This is a genomic window from Rhodococcus sp. MSC1_016, from assembly GCF_023667485.2.
Taxonomy (GTDB): Bacteria; Actinomycetota; Actinomycetes; order Mycobacteriales; family Mycobacteriaceae; genus Rhodococcus_F; species Rhodococcus_F oxybenzonivorans.
In genome coordinates this window covers 636,192-654,819 of record NZ_JAMOZI020000002.1, presented here as the reverse complement: position 1 = coordinate 654,819, position 18,628 = coordinate 636,192, and the positions used below count along the sequence as shown (strand labels likewise).

Below are 18,628 nucleotides of genomic sequence, written 5' to 3'. Positions count from 1 at the left end.
CGGGTGTCTTCACCTCAGCACCCGCGCAGCGAAGGCCAGTGATTCCGGCATGGCGGCGGTCAAGCTGGCGGAATGGTCCACATCGGAGAGCTGCTGGTACTCGGTATCGACGCCGTTCGAACGCATTTCACTCAGTTGCGCCCAGGTCAGTGGGATCGGCACCTTGGTGTCGGTAAGGCTGTGCACGACTCTGATCGGGCGGTCGAATCCGCTGGTCGGTGCCTGCTGCATGTGTTGGAGCACTGCGCGCAGGTCGGGGCTGTCCAGTGGGGTGGTGAAAAGCTCCGCGATGGTGACCGGGTTTGTGCGCAGATACTCGTCAAACTCGCTGTTGCAGGTCACCTTCGCCTTCTCTATGAGCTCGACGCCGGTTGGGGTCAGACGGCGGCGGATGTCGAGTTGCGGTCGCTGGTCGTCGAGGCCGGCGAGGGTGTAGAGAACGTAGTGGGCGATCCCCGCGTTCGGCACCGGTGGAAAGTTGGGTCCAGCTAGTGGAAGGAGCTGGTCGAGGTGGGTGGGGGCGCCGACGGTGATTGCTCCGCGGAAGTCGAGTTCGGGGCTTCGGGCGGTGGCCTGGTGGGCGGCGAAGTAGGTGGCGTGGCCGCCTTGGGACAGGCCGGACACGATCCATCGGTCGCTGAATTGGTCGCCGTAGATGTGGTGGGCCGCGCGGACGATGTCGACGGCGTTGGCGCCGGCTGCGGGGCCATCTGTGTACGCATTGACTCCGTCGGTGCCGATCCCGGCGTAGTCGGTGGCCGCGACCGCGTAGCCGGCGGCCAGCCATTGTTCGATGGACGCGCGTTCGACCTCGGTGGACCCGGTGACCGAGGGGGCGCAGGCATCGTCGATGCCAACGTTGCCGTGGGCGTAGGACACGACCGGCCACCCCCCGGCCGGTGGTGTGCCCTGTGGCAGGAAGACCGATCCGGTGGATTCGCCCGGGTCGGTGGCGGTGCGCAGTGTCGAGTAGCGGATTCGGGTGCTGGTGTCGGCGGCGCCGGCTGGGAGCACGGCGGTGGCGAGGGGTAGCTCGGAGAGCACAGTCCCCGGCGCGAGTAGGTCGGCAGGTTCGGCTTGGGCTGATGCCGCGATGGCGAGTGTCCCGCTTATCCATAGCGCGGCGACTAATCCGGCGCTCTGCCAGGCGTTTGCAGTCCTCGTAGAGCTCCTGACCATTGCCATCGACGGTCCCCTCCCTTGTCTCTTGCGGTATCGGTCCCTGGCGAACCCGGACCATAGCCGTCCCGTGTAGTCGACCGGACCTCGACAACCTGATGGACGAACGATTCCGATCATTTTCCGGGGCAATGGACCCATTGACTGCGCGCAGGATGCTACCTGTCCGACCCGACGCTCTCGTCGACCGATCCGAGTCATGCCGGGTGCTCTTCACCCACTGCACCGGACACGGGGCCCCCACCGGTCGTGTCCGCGAACAGCGGGTAGCCCCGACTGTTGGAGCAGCTGGTGCCGAGCCTGCAGCAACTCGCTGTGGCCATCGGAGCTGGCCGGTGTTGCCCCGCCGGCTTTGTCGCTGCCGAGCGTTGCATTGCGCGGCTCGCCTGAGTGGTGCATGACATTGCCGATATTGCGCTCGAGCGACCGAGCGTGTTGTTTCCACCGATGACCGTTCTTGTCTGAGGTCCGCCTTGTCGGTCATTCCCACGCCTTGCAGACTGCACGGAATCACGTGTGGACACTCTCGCCAATTCGAGTCATTGCAATGCCCCGGCAAACGCGTACTGCTGGTCGAGCGTTGCGGCCTTGCGGCCCTCGGTCGCGTCGTCGATTTCAGGCAGCGGCGGGGTCCGGAATCCCTCCTCGACCGCACGTTGCGCCACCTTGTCGAAGCGACGCATTGCTGTGGAAGCGGCCTTGGCGTTCGTGAGCGTGGCGATTTCCGCGTAGCTGCGTTGCTCACTGATCCGCAATCGGGCCGTCTCCTTCACTATCGGTTCGAAGTCGGCGCAGGCGTCGATGAAGGCGAGGAGGTTGTCGATGGTCTGGGTCTCGTCCGGCAGCACGAACGACTGAGGTGGGTCATCCGGGGCATTGCTGATCTCTTGTGCGGCGGCGGCGGGACTGTGCAGTGCATTGCGGATACTGCGCTTCTGGTGTTCCTCACTCTGTCCCGCAACACCGGTGAGGTCAGCAGGGTCCGTTTCCTTCGGTTGCAGGGCAGCCGCAACGTCACGGTCCATGTCTGGCCTCGTAGCGGCGGCCCTGGCGCGGTCGGGTTCCGACGACTCGGCTGCCGACGCAACGTCGACGCCCGGTGCAGCGGTCGAGGCAACGAGTTGCGCATTGCGGCCGGCGTTGCGGTCGACCGACCTCGGCTTCGGTGCAGAATTCCGAGAGTCGGTTCCGGTGTCCTCGCCCGCCCATTGTTGTTCACGATGTCGGGGGTCTCGCACGACCGCGCTGTACTCCATGTGGGCGGTGCCGATGGCCTTGATGAGAATGCCGATGCCGTGGGTGAAGGCCAGCACGAGCAACGGTGGAATGATTGCAATGAGCGATGCGCCGGTCGGTGACAGCGGGGTGTAACCCAGTTCGATTCCGGCGGCAACGTTGCGCGCGGCGGCCTCCCCCGCACGGTAGGCATGGTTTGCGTTGCCGAAGAAATTGATGAAGACCACCACCACAGCGAGCCCGAGGAAGAACCTTTTTCCGATTGCGCTGCCGCCGATTTTGCTCAACGCAACGACCGCGATCGTCGAGCCGAGTATTGCGCCGTCGACGATGGCCGGGAAGATCCAGGTGAGGTGGTGCGGGATACCCGCCTGCAGCGCGAGGTCACGTTGCACGGCGAAGGAGCACGAAGGCGCCTGTGGTGATGCCGACTGCAATAGCGATCGCAACGATGAGGGCCGCCATGAGGGCGCGGAGCTGGACTTGCGCGGCTCGGATACTGAGGTCGTTCATGCTCGGGGTCTCCTTTCACGGGGTCCCGGCTAGGCGATGGACCATGTTGCCGCCGCTGGTATTTCCTGTGGTGTTGCGGATGTGCGTTGCGGCACTTCATAAGGGTGTTGCGCGGTGTTGCAGCAGCGGCCGGGGCATCACTTTCCGCGCCGCAACGCTTGCGATCCCATGGCCTGGCTAGCAAGCCCGCTCTCTCCGCAACGGCCCTGTTCCGCGGTCAGGTGCGGCGAAACGATGACGTACTGGCGCACTATTGCGCGGTCGACTTTGCCCGCTCGAACCATCGTGCGGGCAACGCCAGTGTTGCGGCGCTGGTGTTGCGGTCATCCCGATAGTTCGAGCACTCTGCACGCAATAAGTCTTCGTTTCCGGGTCGGCGGCGCAGTCCGCACCGCACCTCCCAGCTGGACACTCAGGTGAAGACATCGACATACCAGCGCCCGTCGATCTCTTGGGTGGTGACGGTCTGGGTGCCGCGGGAGAGAGGCTGGTCCGGCCGCATCAGGGAGAGATCGACCAGGTAGACCCCGTGTGAGAGTTCGATGGTGCGGATGCAGTAGCTGGTACCGAGCGGGACCGTGTCGATGACGCGCTGCAATTCGGGGCCTGGTAGCACCGACGTGTTCGGTGTTGCGAGGGCTCGGGCGGCTTCGCCGCTGCGTTGGCTGTAGTAGGCGAAATTGAATGCTGCGATCGCGCCGGCGCCGCTCTTCTGGTCACCGCGGTCGGCCCGGCAGTCCCCGTCCGACGCGGAAGCCTTCTCGGCCTGTTCGGGTTTGGGCAGGTTGAGAATGGGCAGCCCGTTCTCGTCCACTGCAACGGTGGGGCTAAGGGTGTGCGCGTTTTCGTTGTCTTCGTTGCGCAGGTGGCTGATTGCCACCGCACCGGCAACGGCGACGGCGGCCGCCGCAATGCCGGCCACCGCTTTCTTTCCCGGGCGGCGGCCGTTCGTGGACGGGAGAGGCGGCCGTGTGGGCGGTGGTGTGGCCGGGCCGCCGAGCGCCTTGGTGCGGGCACCCGGCGGGTGGTGGGCGGTGGGTGTGTTGCCGAGGAGGTCGAGTACGGCTGGATGCCGTGCAGGGTTTCGGCCGATGTTCGGCTTCGTCATGGTTGTGCACCCACCTTCCGAGTCAGTTGGCGGTCGGAATGCCGCCACCGATGGCTCCCGACAGCAGGTTTGCGGCCAGGCCGGGCGTGGCGTCGTTGAAGAACGAGTTCATGGTGGTGTCGACCTGCTCGATGATCTGCTGCCCGCCGGGCTGTGCAGCGACGAAGTCGCGGGCCTGGTGGTCGATCGCGGGCGCGGACTCGACGGTGTCCTCCACGGCGGAGGCGGCTGCCTGTCCGATCGGGCCGGAGTTCTCCCAGTCGGTGAGGACCGTCTCGGTCTGTGCGGTCACGGCTTCGGAGTCGATGTCCGGGACGTCGATCTCCTTCGGTTCGCCCTTGTCGCCGGCAGCGATCGGGGTCACCGCGGCCACTGCGATTCCGCCGCCGACCAGGGCTCCGGCTGCGGCGGCGGGGATGCCCGCTGCAGCGGCACCGATTCCCGCCCCGGCGGCGGTGCCGACGATCCCGGCGGGCACCCACCCGATTCCGGGGAGGAAGACGGTGCCCGCGGTCATTCCGGCGAGGCCGCCGATCGTGCCACCGACCAGAGCGCCTGCGGTGGCCGCCGCACTGCTTGCGGTGAGGGCGCCGAGCGCTGCTCCGGCTGCTCCGGCACCGACCTGCGCGGCGGCGATCCGGTCGGCCCGCGAGGTTTCCACACCGATCGACCGCCAACCCGTCGAGACCCCTGCCTGCACAACGGCCATCGTGTTGTTCGTGCGGTCCCGGTCCATGTCGGACACCCAGTTGGGTTGCTTGATGTGCAGCTCACCCAGACGAAGGGTGTCCCGGGGCGCGATGAACGGCTTCGTCGGCTCCACCGGGGTCGGCAGGTGCAGCTGGTCGAACTGCACTGGTGCGACGTAGTAGTCCGTTGGCTCGACGTACGCATTGTTCTCGTAGTCGTAGTTCGGGAGCGGCTGGTATTCGATGTTCTGGTATGCGGCGGGCGGCTCGACCCAGTACACCGGTTCCGTCGGAGTCTCGGGCACGTAGGTGGGCTCGGGTGCTGGTGTGCGGGCAGTTGCGCTGATGGTGTCGCCGCCGGTGACGCCTTCCTGGTTGCTGTCACCGGTGACGCCGCCTTGGATCGGGTCGGCGATTGCGGACGGGGACAGGGCGATTCCGGACGCCAGGGCAGCGGTTATGACAGCCAACGCCGTGGCGGACTGGGTGGCGCTGTGATGGCGGTGTCGGCCTCGGGCGTGGTGGGCGGCGCGGTTGCCGCCGGTGACGTTGCTCATTGTGTGCCTTTCGTGAAGTGGCCACAGATGCGAATCGAGGGTGAGTGGGTGATGGCTGAAATCAGGGGCCGGTGATCGTCTTGACGACCTCTTCGGCCAGTCGGGTCAACGCGGCCCGGGTGTGGGGTTGGAGCCGGGACAGTGCCAGGCGTTCCCCGGAAGCGAACAGCGGCTCGAATGGCATGCGCGCCACAAGTGGCACTCCCAGTTCGCGGAGGGCCTCGACAGTGTCGTGTTCGATCATCGGGGCGTCTCCGGGGCCGGTTGTGATGACGACGATGGTGCGTTGCAGGACATCGTTGCCCGTCGACGCCAGCTCCGTGATCATTTCTTCCGCGGCATCTGCGGCGTCCCAACGCAACGGAACCGGCATCACGACGGCGTCGGCTGCCGTGACTGCCCACTGCCAGCTCGCGGCGAGGGGATTGTTGCCGGTATCGGCGACGAGGATGTCGCGGTGCTGGGCCACAATCGCGGCCAGATGCGCCGCGTCATTGCGGCCCAGAACCGACGTGGCACCGCCGCGGCGTCCCACGATGATGTCTTCACCCGACGGTTGACGGGTCAGGTGCTGCGAAAGTTCCGAGGGCCGGATGGGGGCGCGCGGGTCGGGATGGGCGGCCAGCAATGCGGGGATGTCGTTGTCGTGCGGCGGACGGACGGCGACCCGCTTTGCGAGACTGCCTCCGACCTCGCCGAGATCTGCGCACACCACGGTGCCGGCGCCGCGGAGGTTGGCCAAGGTCTGAGTGAGAGCCACGGCGATCGGCGTCTTGCCGACCCCTCCTTTCGGGTTGGCGACGGTCATCACGGAGAAATCCGGCAGTGTCCGGGTGATCACCGACTCGGCGGCCCGCAGCCGCATCTCCGGTGACTGCGGTTGGGGCGCGAGGCGTAACCCGAGCATGGCGTTGAGCCGGCCTCGCACTCCCAGACGCGCGGGTTCGCCCGCTCCGGGGGCGATTTCGGGGGCCGTGAGCCCCGACATCGGGTGCGGCGGCCGGGCGGGTGTGCGAGCGTGTTCGTCCTCCTCCTCGGCGGCCACAGCTGCCGATTCGGGTGTCGGATCGCTCGCTGGCGACCGCACGGGATCGGAAGGCTCAATGCCCTCCGCCTGGATCCGTACGGCGGGGGTGCCGCCGCCCGGGCGGCCCTGGGGCCGTTCCCGGTGGGGTGTCACGGGTCCCTGGCCCGGGGTCTGTTCTGGGGCGGGGCGGATGGTCTGGTCGGGGTCGACCTCGAGCCGCATCGGCGCGGTGTCGATGCCGCCGCTGACCGCGACGGTGATCGTTTGGCCGCTGCTTCGTGCTTCGGCGTGGGCCTGGGCGAACACGGCGGTCATCAGGTCTTGCTCGGTGTCGCCTCGCAGGTTGAGCGTCGCGGCCTGCGACGGCACATGCGCCGTGGCGTGGCGTCCTCCGTCGTCGATGGCGACGGTCATCTGCGGGGCCGACATCACAGACTCCCGGTGCCGGAGGGGGTGCCGTCGAGCTGGGCGAGCATCTCGGTGATCAGCTCATCGAGGCTGGTGAGCTGCTCGAGTGCCTCGGTCTTGACCTCGCCGTTGGGAAGTGCGCCCACCAGGTCCCGTCGATGACCGATCGCGGTGAGGAGCTCGTCGAGTCGGCTGCGGGAGACGGTCTTGCTTTCCGAGTCCAGGGCCGAGAGCCACCCGGGTGTGGAGGCTCGCAACGCTTCGCGGAACGCTCGAACGACGGGGTCGGAGTTGCCTTTGTTGATGAACGGGCGGTGCATGGCCTCGATGTCCTCTGGCTCGAGGATGACTGCTCGTTCGATCTGCCGGACTGCCATCGTGGGACCTTTCTTGTTGCGCTGGTAGCGGTGGTGGGTGATGCGAAAGTCAGGTGGCGGTGGGGAGTTCCGGTGCGACGAGCACGACCGTGTCGAGGCCGCTGTACTCGACGAACAGCACCTCAGGGCGGCGGCCGGCGCTCTCGACGGCAATGCCGACGATGACCTTGCCTTCGTCGGTGACGGTGCCGTCGTTGGTGCGGTCGACTTCGCGGGCGATTTCGACCGAGGCGACCAGTCCGGTCAGGTCCGGGTCGTCGTCGAGTCCGACGACGATGTGCATGCCCTCTTCGATGGAGCGGGCCGGGATCGCATCCGCGATGGTGTCGGCCGCACTCGGTGCGCTGATGCTGCTCGAGATCGCGATGGGGTCGCGCACGTCGTTGGCCATTGCGGCGATCAGAGCTTGTTCTTCGGCGACGAACTCGGGCAACTCGGCGGAGAAGCAGAACACCGGGGTGTCCACCTCTGGGCGGAGACTGTCGACGGCGCAGCGTTCTTCGTTGGACATATCGGCGCGTACTGCGGGGTGAGCGTCCACGCTGGGGGTGAACCACACTTGGGCGAGTGCCGGGTCACCGGAGGGATCGGTGACGGTGGCGCGGCCAGCGATGGCGGCATCGATGTCGCGTCCGACGGTGGTGTCTCCCCACATCATGTAGGCGCCGTCGCTGCTGAGGCGGGCCAGCGAGGCGCGGGTCTTGAAGTTGTCGCGCACACCACCGGAATCGCGTCCGAAGAGGTGCGCATCGGGACGCTGAACACCCACGGCGAGGCGGATACCTGTCGAGCGGGCCAGCGCGACCAGTTCACCGATCCGCCCCAGTGGATTGCAGAACTTCAGAACGTCCTTCTCCACGTCGGTTCCGCTCTTGGCCATCTGAGTCCACGAGGCGGACAGGATGAAGAACTCGTCGAGCACTGCCACCAGCAGTGGCATATTCGCGGGCGCAATGCGTTGGATCTGCATGTATTTGGTGCGTGCGTGCATCTCGCACCACAGTGCGTAGATCAGTTTGGCCGCGCGCAGCGGTTCGAACACGATTGCCGGTACACCGGGGTAGCCGAGGAACTGGTGCAGCTCGATGCGTTTGGGGTCGACACCGATGACCGGGATACCGCGGAGAACCAGTTCGGTGATGACCGTGGTCAGCAGGACTGTTTTGCCGCCGCCGGTCGGTCCGACGACCAGCATGTGTGGTGCCGACGAGCGGTGTGAGACGTTCCAGAACGCGTCGACTACGTCGGAGCCGATCTCGCACGAGGCGTACGGGACGTGCAGGCGCTGTCCTGGCTTGTTCGGGACCCGACTCGGCCAGTCGATCTGTTGACGTCCGATGCCGTGCTTGTCGAGCCTCGGCCCGGGTAGCTCGATGGCCGGTGTCGGCAGCGAGTGCAGGATCATCTTCTCGAGTGGTTTGCGGAGCGAGAGGGTGATGATGGGCTGCTCCGGGTTCCAATCGACTCGCCACAGCTGCCCTGACTCGTGCGTACCGAGGGCGGCGAGCAGAGCCTCGGAAAGCTTGTCGCGGTTGGCTTCCATGCCGGTGGCCAGCGTGTGCTTGTAGAGGATGCGGTACGAGGCTTCGGTTCCGTCGTTGGCGTAGGCGCCGACTGAGACCGTCACGTCCCGCAGGGCCTTGCCGTCGGAGAACAGTTCGGCGAGCATGCGGTGCCGTGGGCTGCGGGTGTCCGGGAGCACCGGTCGGCGGGTGATCGTGATGGTGCTCTTGTCGGCCCGGAAGTCGGTGACGTACTTCCAGTCGGTGACTGTGGGTCCGAGGAATCGGTTCATTGATCCGCCTTCGACGTCGAGGGGGAATTACTGTCGGGTGCAGGTTCTCCCGCCGGGACACGGTCGATCTGCGCCGGTGTCTTGCGAAGCAGGAGTCGCAGGGGTCGAGTGGGTGCGAGGGCCGGCAGCGCAGCGCGCACGCGGTGCCACAGCGGTGACCCGACGATCAACGCATTGACCGCCGAATTGAGACGCTCCTGCCGGGTCGCATCGACGACCGATCCCTGCGGCAGACGGATCGCCGCCCAGGCGGTGCTGTGCCACCCGGTGCGCACGCTGAGCCTGATCCGTACGGGGTTGTGACCGGTGGTCTGCCGTACCACCGCGGACAGGATTCGCCGCTGCCGGTGGCGCAGGAACCGAATCAGGTCCCCGGCACCGACGAGAGCGACCGCGACGGCGAGTCGGGGCCGAAAGTCGATGAGCCACTGTGACCAGAGCGACGCGCGCGGCCCCAGCTCGGCCACCGGAGCGGAGACCAGCAGGATCGGCATCCACCACACGACGACAGCGAGGACCAGGACGACGGCCACCCACGGGGTGAAACGCGCACCCTCCTCCCCCGACTGTTCGGAACGCCTGCGTCCGCCGGAGGCAGACGAGGTACCGGACGAGCCGAACACATCCCGGAAGAACTCGCCCACAGGGTCATTCGACGGCATCGCAGAAACCCTTCTCGGTCGCACATCGGCGTCGTGCTGATGCGCACAAGTGAATCCGCTCGCAAAAGGTTTCACCAAGGACCCCCGCACGCACTCGGGCGTGTCGCCCCGCTCGCATCTCCCGCGGATGCGTCCTCGACCGCGGTGACACCAACCCGGACGAGGAGTTCAAAAGACCTCTGCCAAGTGGTGTTTGGCCCACTCTCGCCAATACCGGGCTGTGGCGCTATTTGCAACTTCGCCTCCCCCCGTAGGGGGGAGGCGCCTCCCGAAGGGAGTGGGGCGCAGGCATCACCGATGCCGCAATCGGTCGACGCTTACCCCACATGGGGTGAATCACGTTCCACCAGAGTCGTCCCCGAGAGGGTGCCCCGATGGTGGAGCCCTGGTCCTCCCAGCGACCGTCCCCACCCTCAGCGGACCCGCAGCGACACGCCCGAGTGCGTGCGGGGGTCTTCGTGCACCGCAGCCACCCTGTGCCATTGTTCGTTCCGTCACCATTCGGTGTTGTCGTGAATCTTCTGGGAGAGAACATGCTTCACGAGACTTTCGAGGCTGCGTCACAGCTGACGTACCTGGCGCAGGACGGGATCGACACCACCGGGGTGGGCGGATTCCTCCGCGAGCAGGTGGTCCCGCCGATCCTCGGCGTGGGAGCGATTGTGCTTCTTGCGAAGGCCATTCGCTCGTCCTGGTCTGCTGTCATCACGATCGTCGGCCTTTCTCTGATCGCGTTGGGGTGGTTCGGGTTATCGGCGAACCCCGACGCGGCGATGAACGTGGGCACCGGGATCATCCGGCTGATCGTCCCCGGTGCGTGACCGGTAGCTGAACAACCGCACGGAGTCAACACTTTCGAGAGGAACCCAAACACATGTCCGTCATGACGATCATCTTCGGCGTGATCATCGCTGCCGCCATCGTGTTCGCAATCGGTCGCGCCATCAACGAGCGCCGGTGAGGGGACAGCGGTGATTGAAACCGATGACGACCTGTACCGGGTGGATCAGCACTGGCTAGGTCCTCCGGGGCGGGCGTTCCCGAGGCCGATCAGATGGCAGGCGATGGGTATCGGTGTGCTGTTACTGCTGCTGTCGTACATCCTCGTCATGGGGGTGCTGTCGGTGCCGTGGAGCGGCTGGAGCGTCACCGCGGTGCTGGGGTTGACCTATCTCGGGACGAAACGGATCGTCGACGGGCTCGGCCACGAACGCACCATCCGGTCACTGGCCCGGTCCGCGATCAACGACCTCACCTCCCCACGCCCTGCGGTCAAGCTCGACAAGAAATTTCGGAACGCGCCGCTGAGGGTGTCGATCCCCGACCAGATCGCGCGGGTTCGCCTCACCCTCGCTGCCGCTGATCACACGACTTCCTACGACTACGAGCAGGTAGGTCATGAGCTATCCCGGTAACCGGTTCGACCCGGCCGACCTCGTCCCACCGCCCGGTGCACTGCCGCCGGTGCTGCCCGAGTCATGGTTACGCGCGGCGCGCCAAGCCGGGCTGCAGACCGCCGACCCGCACACAACCGCTGCACCACAAGCGAGCTTGGGTGATGCACTGCCCACCGACCTTTCCCCGGTCGCCAGCTCCGACGAGGACGTGGCCGCACAACCTGCCCGCCGCAGGGGCAGCAAACGGCGCGGGAAGAAGTCCCGACCGGGTCCGCAGGGGCACTCGACCAGTGCCGCCGCGGATCGCGGGAGCAAGGCGCGGCTGCGGAAGCAGTCCAAGTGGCGGCTGCGGGCGGTGCTGGGCAACGTCACGATCACCGACGACACCGCCACGTTGTGGTTCGTGCAATCGCCCGGCACGTGGAGCATGCGGGCGATTGCCGATCAGTCGCGGTTCATCCGGGACGAAGCGTTGGTGCTGGCGGAACTGCGCAGCAAAGGGGTGGCCGGTATCCACCGGCGCACCGTCCGCGAGCCCTGGCCGGTCAAGGAATGGGGACGCGCACACGCGCGACTCGCCGAGAACCGACTCCCCGACGTCCCAGGCGCTCTCGCGTGGGACGAGTACCTCATCGGTCAGCAAGTGGCGCTGCTTGATTCCGCCCCTACCCGCAAGCGCCGATACTGGGGCATTGAATTGCCCCGTCGATCGATGACCGCCCAGACAATCGTCGCGGTGGCCGACATGTGCACCGCGGTGAAGGGATTGGGACCGCGGCTGTCGAAGTGGTCGGAGCAGGTCCTGCGCGCCGAACAGGACGCCGCGGCCGAACACATTGCCGAGATCGAACGCGTAATGCTCTCCCCCGGTGTCGAAGCCCTGCCGGCCGACAGCGGACAGATCGACTATCTGCTGCGCCGCTCCGCCGCTGTAGGAATGCCGTTGACCGAACCGGCCGCCGCACGCGCACCGTCGGGGTGGGGTCTGCCCGATCTGTTGTCGCTGAGCAACCTGACGGACATGCACTACACGCCCGGCGCCGGACACACTGTCGTCGAAGGCACGATCGCGGGCCGCACCTACCGGTCCTACGTGACCGTGCTGACGGTGGGGAGGATGGCACCACTGGCCATCCCGGAACAGAGGATGCCGTGGCAGCTGCTCGGCGACCAGCTCGGGTTGCCCTTGGAGTGGTCCGAGCGGATCGCCCTGCACACCCCAGAAGAGACACTCGGCGAGATACAGAAGCAGCGCAACGCGATCGAGGCGCAGTACCGGCACTACACCGTCGAGCACGACGAAACCCCACCCGATGAGTTGGCGGCACAGCACGGGTTGTCCCGGCGCCTGCGGACGGAGATGTCGAACGGTGGGGCACTGGCCACCCGAGGATCGGGGTGGTGGCGGATCGCGGTGTCCGGTTCCTCCCCTCAGCAGGTGCGGGACCGTGTCTCGAAGCTGCAGCAGCAGTACGCACCGGATGTCGAACTCGAAGTCGAGAACGGCCAGTACCACTTGCTCAAAGAGTTCATGCCCGGTGAGAAGCTCGCCAACACCGCCCACAAGCGCAGGATGAGCGTTCTGGCCATGTCGGCGGGGATGGGCGCGGCGGCCGACCGGATCGGTGACGAGGAGGGCATCATCCTCGGCGAAACCGCGTCGATCTCGGTGCGCCCGGTTGCCTGGAATCTCTTCGCCGCTCACGACTTCTTCGACAAGGGCGGCCTGACCCCCCTGGTCGGCGTCCAGGGAGCCGGCAAAACCCATCTGGCTGGGATGATCACCTATCAGGCGCTGCGCCTGGGCGCGCACGGAGTGATCCTCGACCCGTCCGGTCCGCTGCGCGCCCTCGCCGATCTGCCCGAACTCAAGCCGTTCACCCGCGTCTACGAGCTGACCGGCCGCGGTGCCAAGCCCGGCGTCCTCAACGTCTACCGGGTCGTGTCCGAACCGGACCCGGCCGACGAGATCTATCGCCCTGGCCATCCCGAGTACGCACACGAATCCGACCCGGCAGCCGCCGCGGCAGCGGCCTACGAGGACGATCGCGGTGCCGCCCATGCCGAGCGAGTCCAGCTCGCGTCCTGGGTGCTGATTTCGATGCTCGACGCCGACGACCGCAGCGACCGGGATGCCAAGAGTGTGGTCCGGATGGCAGCAGCGATGGTGGGGGGTCAGCCGACCAACCATCTGGGCAAGGTCCTCGACGCGATCGATCACATCGCTGCCGGTGTGGTCTACACCGACGGCCACGGGTTCGCACACGGCACGATTAGCGGCCAGACCGCTGGCTCGAAGAACACCCCCGTTATCGGTGAAGGACTGCGCACCGCCGCGGGCCGGATCGGGCCGATGCTGCGCACGATGTCGCAGCTGCGCGATGCCCGGGTGCTGTTCCCGTCGGCCACCGCCGGTGACGACGCCGCCGCCGACCTGTTCGACTCGGTCCTCGACGAGCGCCTGACGATCCTGACCATGCCGGGCCTGCAGATCGACGACAAGGCCGAGGGACGTGCGGCCACCGACAGCCAACGCCTGGCCGGGCCGCTGATCCACCTCGCGGCGTGGTTGGCGACCCGGCTGGTCTACGACAAGCCGCGCTCACTACCGAAACTGCTGTTCCTGGACGAGAACAAGTACCTCAAGCAGTCCGGGGCCGGGCGCACTCTCTACGTCCGGCTCGGTCGCGATACCCGCAAGTTCCGCACCCGCGCACTGGTATGCAGCCAGCTTGCCGGCGATTTCCTCGGATTGGCGGACGGCGCCGACGACCAGGACCAATCACAGCTGACCGACGAGATCATCATCGGCCGACTCGGCTCGTCCGAACGGGCGATCTCCGACGCACTCAAACTCCTCGGCCTCGACGAAGGCGAAGGGTACGAGACGATCCTGGCGAACCAGCTCGGCGGGGGCCGCAACGACACCTACGACCCGCGCGCGAACAAGGCCCGTAAACAGCGCGCCGCGAAGACCGGCGCCGACGAGGCCCGCACCTACGTCGTCCGCCTCGGCGGCGACATCGAGTTGGTGCGCGCGAACTGGACGAACTTCACTCACATCGCCCACGTCGCGCAAGCACTGAACTCCCGGGCCACCGCCGCCTGACCCCCTCTTTGGGAAGGACCTCTCGATGCCCGTCACCGCCCACACCACCAGATCACCCGCACACCTGCTGCAGCGGATCATCCAACTGTGCGCGGTCATGATGCTGGTCGGGCTCAGCGCCCTGTGCGGGCAGGCCAACGCCCACGCCGCGGGCTTCAACTGCAAGGACGTGCCGGCACCGCAGTCCCCGAACTCGGCGGCGCCGGCGTTCTTCGACTCCGGATCGGTGGACAAGCCCACAGAATCACAGCTGTCGGGCACGGGGTACGGCGGCCACGGCTGGGCAGGTCTGACGTGGCACATCTACGACCTCGGTTGCGGTGAAGACATCACCGGGGTATCGCTGGTGCGCAACAAGACCGACATCGGAAATACCTTCCTCACGATCGGGCAATCGTTCGCTGCCGCGGCGTTCTGGCTCGACGAGCAGGCCAACACCCCCACAGAGGGCCGCGAGACCGGGCGACAGGGAGCGATCGCGCAGTTCGACGAGATCGTGCTCGCGGTCTCCGACTCATTGCGGCCGACCGTCTACGGGCCGTGGCTCGGGCTGGGGGTGGCCGCGGCCGGGCTGATCATCCTCTACCGCGGTCTGCGATCAGATGCCCCGGCGGTGTTTCGGCAGCTTGCGATTGGTGCCGGCGCGCTGGCGATCGGTGGGTTGATGGTCGGTGCACCAGCGAAGGCGATCCAGATCTCCGACGAGACGTTCAGCGCGCTGATCACGAAGACTCAGGGCGAGATTTTTAACTCTGCGGGCATGACCGATGACCCGCGGTTGGTGATCACCGACCGGATCATCATCCCGGACGTGCAGCGAGGATACTTCGGGTCAAACGCATCCGGCCGGACGCTCGATGATCTGTGGCCGAGGCTGCGGGAGTCGATCGCCTACACCTACGACGAGCAGGAACGGATTAAGGCCGACAGCGCGGCACAGAAGGAGATCGACGAGGCCAAGGCCGAGAAGTTCCGGCGGGAGGTCGTCGAGCCGTTGGAGAGCAAGGGGCTCTCGTTCTACACCTTTCAAGGCAAAGACAGCAGCCGTGTCTCGACCGGGTTCCTGTCGATGGTCAAGACCTCGATGCCCTCCTTCTTGTGGATCGGTTCCTCGGTGCTGAAACTCTCGGCGCTGCTAGCGATCCGGCTGGCGATCATCACCGCCCCCGTCTGGGTTCCGCTCGCCATCGTCTCCGGATCGATTCTGATCCGTGTCGGACGCATCCTCGGTGGGATCTACCTGTGGGCGGTAGCCGCTGCGGTGCTGATGTCGGTCTACCTGCTGATCTTGATCAAGCTGTACCGCAATGATGCGGTCGACGGAACCTGGCGGCTGTGGTTTTTGGTCATCCTCACCATCGTCTTCTGGATGTTGTTGCGCCCGTTCAAACGGCTCTCACAGACCATTACCCAGTCGCATCGCGGCATGATCGGCGGTGCGATGGACCGACACAGGCACGGCTCCTGGAAGCAGAAACTGCTCACCGCCAGCTCGATGGTCACTAACCCCGCCATGGGACTGGCCGAGAAGAGCCTCGAACTCGCCCGCGCTGGCACCAGCCGCGCCGCCGACGGGACCGGTCGGCAGTGGTCCGACATGATCGGCGGCAACAAGCCCCCGATCGTCCGGCAAGAAGGACGCGCACTGTCGGCCGCACGCACCGACGACTACCGCGACCGCGCCCGCCAAGCACAGCTGGCCGGCCTACGCAGCGGTGACCGTCGAGCGATGGTAGATCTGCGCAAATCGTCCCAGGACAGGCCCGGCACCCGGCTCCCCGGTATCGACCTCACCGCCGACCCAGCCGGCGGAAACGGAAACACCAGGCTCGCAGACCTGCGCGAACACACCCCCGCAACGGGTTTCACCGACGGTTTCGAGGCCCTCGACACCGATGACAGCGAGATCTTCGTTACCCATCAGGACACGACCCGGTGGGACGGCGGACCCGACGCGGTCATCGCACCGACCACCATCTACCGGCCGAGTGAGGAAACGGAAGCGACTGAGAAGGATAAGCGTCCGTGGGTGTCGATCACCCGGACCGCACCGGCCTCGGCCACGGCGGTGGCGGGGCCCGCGAGCAGCGATCTGCCCGGCGCTCGTTTGCGTGAGGACAGCGCGGCGGAGCAGTCGACGGGAGTGCTTGACCGGCCGAATCGGGAGCTGGGAGTGAGCTGGTGAGAACCGTCAACCCGATTACCACCGCGATTCGTAGCTGGGTTCTGCGCAGTCCCGGCCGGCTCGCCAGCGGGATCGCGATTATGGTCGCGATCCTCTACCTAGCCCGCCTGATGGTCACCACAGTCACCGGGACAGCCGGCGACACGGCCGAGCCACTCGCGAACGCGGCGAACACCCACACCACGTCGGTGGCCATCAAGACCGCCGCAGACAAGGAGGTCACCGAGGCTGAAGTCGCGTCGATGCCGGCCAGCTCGATCGGTCGTAGTCCCGCAACAGCGGCGATGTATTACGCACACGAGTTCGTCGACACCACCGCATCACCAACTCAGTGGGCGATCGCGCTCAGCCGTGTCGCCCGCCCCGAGCGCGTCAATGACACCCTCGCCGCGGCCCGGCCCACCGCTCAGGTGTCGATTCTCGGGCCGACACGCACCCTGTCAGGCACCGGCACTACCGGAACGACCGTGGAGATCGACACCAGTGCCGGGACCCTGACCGTCGCGGTCACCGACACCGACGGCGGCTGGCAAGTCGACACGCCCCTCGCAACGCTCGACCTCCACGACGTGGACGCGGCTCCCACCACCCCGCGTACCACAACGCCCACCACCACGCCGTCACCCGCCACCGCACTGAGCCCGGAGCGCACCCCCGAGCCCCTATTGCCCTCGGAGCCTGCTCCGCCCGCACAGCGGGCCACCATCCCCGCCCCCGTGCCGGTCCCCGGCGCCATCCCAATCCCCGAACTCGACACACCTCTGCCAGGCCCGATCGCATGACCGCTCGGCGTCTGACCGCGGCTGCGCTCGCCGCGTTATTCACCATCGGGATGGCCAGCGCCTGCACCGGCGGGGCGATCATCGATCTGCCCAAACCTTGCCGGCCCGCCCACTCCGATTCCGGGGGCACGCGCGCAGACAGCACACCCGATGATTCGCCGGTGGCCGCGCTGATCCCGTCCGGGCCGATCCAGCAACCTACCGCACCGGGGACCACCACGTTCACCTCCGGTTTCGGACCCCGATGGGGGGCGATGCACAACGGTGTTGACTTCGCCGGCCCGGTCGGTATCCCGATCTACGCCGCCCTCGACGGCCTCGTCGTCGCCGCCGGTTCGAGCGGTGAAGGTACCGGTGTCGGTTTCGAGAACTGGGTCATCATCGACTCCGTGGTCGACGGCCGGCCGGTCTCCACGGTCTACGGGCACATGTACGCCAACGGGATCCACGTCGAACCCGGGCAGAGCGTCAAGGCCGGAGACCACATCGCCGACATCGGTAACGCCGGCGGATCGACCGGGCCACACCTGCACTTCGAATACTGGGAAGGCGGCCGCCTGCAGGACGGCACCGCAATCGACCCTATGACCAAGCTCGGCGGCGCGCCTGCACCATCCGGACAGGACTCGAGCTCACCAGGATCGACCATCGCTCTCATGGCCGCATCCACTCCTCTCGACTGCGGCAGAGGCTTCGGCACCGCGGGCGGCGGCGACCTCAAACCCGGCAGTGTCCCACCCGCATTCGAAGAATGGTTCCGCAAGGGCGGATCGCTGTGCCCCCAGATCAGCCCGGCACTGCTCGCTGCGGACACCAAAGCCGAGAGCGGGTTCCGCGCCGTCACCAGCCCCGCAGGAGCGAAAGGCTACACCCAGTTCATGGATGGCACCTGGGCCGTGTACGGCCGCGACGACGACGGCAACGGCAGAGTGTCTCAAGCGGACGTCGGCGATGCGGTCATGGCTCAGGGCCGCTACTTCTGCGAGATCGCGCGATCGATCGACAGCTGGATCGCCGACGGCTCCGTGAAGGGCGATCCGCTGTCGCTCTACATCGCCAGCTACAACGCCGGCGAGGGTGCCATCAAGCGAGCCGGTGGGATGCCCTCCGGTGGTGACTATTCCAGCGAAACCCGCCCATACGTGCAGAAAGTCCTCTCCTACATTCCCCAGTTCGAGCAACCTGGCGGCCGCGGCGAGTTCGTCCCCTCCCCCACCGCCGGCGGCAGCAATGTCGTCGAGGCCGCCGGCCAGTACTTCGGCACCCCGTATGTGTGGGGCGGCGGCGGCGCGGGTGGTCCGTCCGATGGCGGGTTCGACTGCTCTGGCCTGACCCAGTACGCCTATGCCCGGGCCACCGGGGGCAAGACCATCCTTCCCCGTACCTCCGAGGAACAATGGAAGGTGGGCATTGAAATCCCGATCTCCCAGGCCAAGCCCGGGGACCTCGTTTTCGGATCCTGGGAGGCAAGCGGTCCGGGCCACGTCGGTATCTACGCCGGCAACGGGCAGATGGTTCACGCACCCACCACCGGTGACGTCGTCAAACAAGCACCCGTAATGGCAGACATGCGCGCCCGCCGTATGTGACCCAGGAGGAGAGGA

At 66.7% G+C, this 18,628-nt stretch carries 13 protein-coding genes and 1 pseudogene; 6 read left to right on the top strand and 8 right to left on the bottom strand.

What is annotated here, in order from left to right:
- Window positions 1–9 precede the first annotated feature (9 nt).
- The 8 genes and pseudogenes from L1080_RS35335 to L1080_RS35300 all read right to left on the bottom strand — a co-directional run bounded on the left by L1080_RS35335 (window position 10) and on the right by L1080_RS35300 (window position 9,551).
- A complete protein-coding gene (locus tag L1080_RS35335) occupies window positions 10–1,185 on the bottom strand; it encodes an alpha/beta hydrolase family protein (protein ID WP_250774659.1) in 1,176 nt (391 codons plus the stop codon).
- 533 nt (window positions 1,186–1,718) lie between these two features.
- A pseudogene (locus L1080_RS35330) lies at window positions 1,719–2,928 on the bottom strand (DUF2637 domain-containing protein).
- A gap of 412 nt (window positions 2,929–3,340) precedes the next feature.
- The gene (locus L1080_RS35325; RefSeq protein ID WP_250774657.1) at window positions 3,341–4,036 is read right to left on the bottom strand and encodes a hypothetical protein; all 696 of its coding nucleotides are present in this window, start codon (window positions 4,034–4,036) and stop codon (window positions 3,341–3,343) included.
- Window positions 4,037–4,058: 22 nt separating this feature from the next.
- Entirely contained in the window at window positions 4,059–5,282 is a 1,224-nt protein-coding gene (locus L1080_RS35320; protein ID WP_250774655.1) for an insoluble domain protein, read from the bottom strand.
- A gap of 61 nt (window positions 5,283–5,343) precedes the next feature.
- On the bottom strand, window positions 5,344–6,738 hold the full coding sequence (locus L1080_RS35315; protein ID WP_250774653.1) for a ParA family protein: 1,395 nt from the start codon (window positions 6,736–6,738) through the stop codon (window positions 5,344–5,346).
- Window positions 6,738–7,094 (bottom strand): hypothetical protein, encoded by a 357-nt coding sequence (locus L1080_RS35310; RefSeq protein ID WP_250774651.1) that lies wholly within the window; start codon window positions 7,092–7,094, stop codon window positions 6,738–6,740. The genes L1080_RS35315 and L1080_RS35310 overlap by 1 nt, the downstream gene beginning before the upstream one ends.
- A gap of 49 nt (window positions 7,095–7,143) precedes the next feature.
- On the bottom strand, window positions 7,144–8,889 hold the full coding sequence (locus L1080_RS35305; RefSeq protein WP_250774649.1) for an FtsK/SpoIIIE domain-containing protein: 1,746 nt from the start codon (window positions 8,887–8,889) through the stop codon (window positions 7,144–7,146).
- Complete coding sequence (locus L1080_RS35300; RefSeq protein WP_250774647.1) at window positions 8,886–9,551, bottom strand: hypothetical protein; 666 nt, start codon at window positions 9,549–9,551, stop codon at window positions 8,886–8,888. Before L1080_RS35300 ends, L1080_RS35305 begins: the two co-directional genes overlap by 4 nt.
- A gap of 533 nt (window positions 9,552–10,084) precedes the next feature.
- Here L1080_RS35300 and L1080_RS35295 point away from each other — a divergent pair.
- From L1080_RS35295 to L1080_RS35270, 6 genes are all read left to right on the top strand, one after another.
- On the top strand, window positions 10,085–10,372 hold the full coding sequence (locus L1080_RS35295; protein WP_159928818.1) for a hypothetical protein: 288 nt from the start codon (window positions 10,085–10,087) through the stop codon (window positions 10,370–10,372).
- Between the two features lie 150 nt (window positions 10,373–10,522).
- Entirely contained in the window at window positions 10,523–10,966 is a 444-nt protein-coding gene (locus L1080_RS35290; RefSeq protein ID WP_250774645.1) for a hypothetical protein, read from the top strand.
- Window positions 10,950–14,057 carry an ATP-binding protein gene (locus L1080_RS35285; protein WP_250774643.1) on the top strand — a complete coding sequence of 1,036 codons (3,108 nt, stop codon included), beginning with the start codon at window positions 10,950–10,952 and terminating at the stop codon, window positions 14,055–14,057. The genes L1080_RS35290 and L1080_RS35285 overlap by 17 nt, the downstream gene beginning before the upstream one ends.
- Before the next feature lie 25 nt (window positions 14,058–14,082).
- Window positions 14,083–16,242: a DUF3397 domain-containing protein gene (locus L1080_RS35280; RefSeq protein ID WP_250774641.1), complete on the top strand. Its 2,160-nt coding sequence runs from the start codon at window positions 14,083–14,085 to the stop codon at window positions 16,240–16,242.
- Entirely contained in the window at window positions 16,239–17,024 is a 786-nt protein-coding gene (locus tag L1080_RS35275) for a hypothetical protein (RefSeq protein ID WP_250774639.1), read from the top strand. The genes L1080_RS35280 and L1080_RS35275 overlap by 4 nt, the downstream gene beginning before the upstream one ends.
- Window positions 17,021–18,613: an NlpC/P60 family protein gene (locus L1080_RS35270; RefSeq protein ID WP_250774637.1), complete on the top strand. Its 1,593-nt coding sequence runs from the start codon at window positions 17,021–17,023 to the stop codon at window positions 18,611–18,613. Before L1080_RS35275 ends, L1080_RS35270 begins: the two co-directional genes overlap by 4 nt.
- The last annotated feature ends 15 nt before the right edge of the window (window positions 18,614–18,628 follow it).

What these genes read in the sequence shown, in the direction of transcription:
- L1080_RS35335 (WP_250774659.1), bottom strand. Translation starts at nt 1,185, where the DNA reads ATGGCAATGGTCAGGAGCTCTACGAGGACTGCAAACGCCTGGCAGAGC.
- L1080_RS35325 (WP_250774657.1), bottom strand. Translation starts at nt 4,036, where the DNA reads ATGACGAAGCCGAACATCGGCCGAAACCCTGCACGGCATCCAGCCGTA.
- L1080_RS35320 (WP_250774655.1), bottom strand. Translation starts at nt 5,282, where the DNA reads ATGAGCAACGTCACCGGCGGCAACCGCGCCGCCCACCACGCCCGAGGC.
- L1080_RS35315 (WP_250774653.1), bottom strand. Translation starts at nt 6,738, where the DNA reads ATGTCGGCCCCGCAGATGACCGTCGCCATCGACGACGGAGGACGCCAC.
- L1080_RS35310 (WP_250774651.1), bottom strand. Translation starts at nt 7,094, where the DNA reads ATGGCAGTCCGGCAGATCGAACGAGCAGTCATCCTCGAGCCAGAGGAC.
- L1080_RS35305 (WP_250774649.1), bottom strand. Translation starts at nt 8,889, where the DNA reads ATGAACCGATTCCTCGGACCCACAGTCACCGACTGGAAGTACGTCACC.
- L1080_RS35300 (WP_250774647.1), bottom strand. Translation starts at nt 9,551, where the DNA reads ATGCCGTCGAATGACCCTGTGGGCGAGTTCTTCCGGGATGTGTTCGGC.
- L1080_RS35295 (WP_159928818.1), top strand. Translation starts at nt 10,085, where the DNA reads ATGCTTCACGAGACTTTCGAGGCTGCGTCACAGCTGACGTACCTGGCG.
- L1080_RS35285 (WP_250774643.1), top strand. Translation starts at nt 10,950, where the DNA reads ATGAGCTATCCCGGTAACCGGTTCGACCCGGCCGACCTCGTCCCACCG.
- L1080_RS35280 (WP_250774641.1), top strand. Translation starts at nt 14,083, where the DNA reads ATGCCCGTCACCGCCCACACCACCAGATCACCCGCACACCTGCTGCAG.
- L1080_RS35270 (WP_250774637.1), top strand. Translation starts at nt 17,021, where the DNA reads ATGACCGCTCGGCGTCTGACCGCGGCTGCGCTCGCCGCGTTATTCACC.